Annotated in this window: 2 protein-coding genes; both read right to left on the bottom strand. The window is 66.7% G+C overall.

The annotated features are described in order from the left end of the window. Positions 1 to 1,011 (bottom strand): ParB/RepB/Spo0J family partition protein (locus tag AB0I03_RS26615; RefSeq protein ID WP_360417362.1); only part of this gene is annotated, 1,011 nt, incomplete at its 3' end. Then, the coding region (locus AB0I03_RS26610; RefSeq protein WP_360417360.1) for a ParA family protein at positions 1,008 to 1,368 on the bottom strand (361 nt) is incomplete at its 5' end. The genes AB0I03_RS26610 and AB0I03_RS26615, both read right to left, overlap by 4 nt.

Below are 1,368 nucleotides of genomic sequence, written 5' to 3'. Positions count from 1 at the left end.
GTCTTCCATCGAGGCGAACTCGACGACGATCTTTCCCTTCTTCTGGCCAAGATCGACCTTCACCCGGGTTTCGAAACGGTCGGACAGCCGGGAGGCGAGACCGGTGAGCGCAGGGGACACCCGAGCACCCGCACGGGGCTTCTTCGCCTTGCCGGCGCTCTTGGGGCTCGACCCCATGAGCATCACGATCTCCTCGACCGAACGGACCGACAGACCCTCTGCCACGATCCGGCGCGCCAGGTTGTCCTGCTCCTCTGGATCCTCCACCGACAGCAGAGCCCGGGCGTGTCCCGCGGAGAGCACCCCCGCTGCGAGCCGCTTCTGCACGGCCGGCGAGAGCTTCAACAGCCTCAGCGTGTTGGTGACCTGCGGACGCGAGCGCCCAATCCGATCGGCCAGCTCGTCATGGGTGCACTTGAAGTCCTGCAACAACTGGTCGTAGGCAGCAGCCTCTTCCAACGGATTGAGCTGTGCCCGGTGCAGATTCTCCAGAAGCGCGTCGAGCAGCAGCCGCTCGTCTTCCGTGGCCCGCACAATCGCGGGGATCTTCTCCAGCCCGGCTTCGCTGCAAGCCCGCCAGCGCCGCTCACCCATGATGAGCTCATAGCGCTCCGGCGCAGTCTGGCGGACCACCACAGGCTGGAGCAGTCCCACCTCCTTGATGGAGGTGACCAGTTCGGCGAGCGCATCCTCGTCGAACACATCCCGCGGCTGGCGCGGGTTCGGCCTGATCGCGTCCAGCGGCACCTCGGCGAAATGCGCGCCCGCCACCTCTGCGAAATTGCCGGTGCTCTCCGTCCCAGCCGGTGCTTCCGTTTCACGTGAAACACCGGGCATCGGCAGCGAGGCCACCTTGGCGGCCGCCACTCCTCGCTCCGGATCCAGAACCGGTACGGACGACGGCGACGTCGTGCCCCTTCCCACCGCCGGCCCGTTCGGATCCGCGCTCTGCGGTGCCGCGGGGATCAGCGCACCGAGCCCGCGGCCCAGCCCTCTACGTCGTTCACTCACTGAGTCCCCTCCGAGATGCTGTGCTGTGCTTGGTAGTTCACACTCAGGCCCTGCTCCCCGGGCTGCGGAGCTCCCCGCAGCGCAATCTCTCGGGCCGCTTCGAGATACGAGAGCGCCCCACTGGATCCCGGGTCATAGGTGAGCACCGTCTGCCCATAGCTGGGCGCCTCCGAGATACGGACTGAGCGGGGGATGCTCGTCCGAAGCACCTCGTTACCGAAGTGGCTACGCACCTCATCGGCGACCTGCGAGGCCAGGCGGGTACGTCCGTCGTACATGGTGAGCAGGATCGTCGAGACGTGGAGCTTGGGGTTGAGGTGCCCTCGTACCAGCTCCACGTTCCGCAGCAACTGGCCC

Origin of the sequence: Glycomyces sp. NPDC021274, assembly GCF_040641195.1 — a bacterium.
Classification (GTDB): Bacteria; Actinomycetota; Actinomycetes; order Mycobacteriales; family Micromonosporaceae; genus Glycomyces.
The sequence above is the reverse complement of the archived record's forward strand: the minus strand, read 5'-3'. Positions and strand labels throughout refer to the sequence as shown.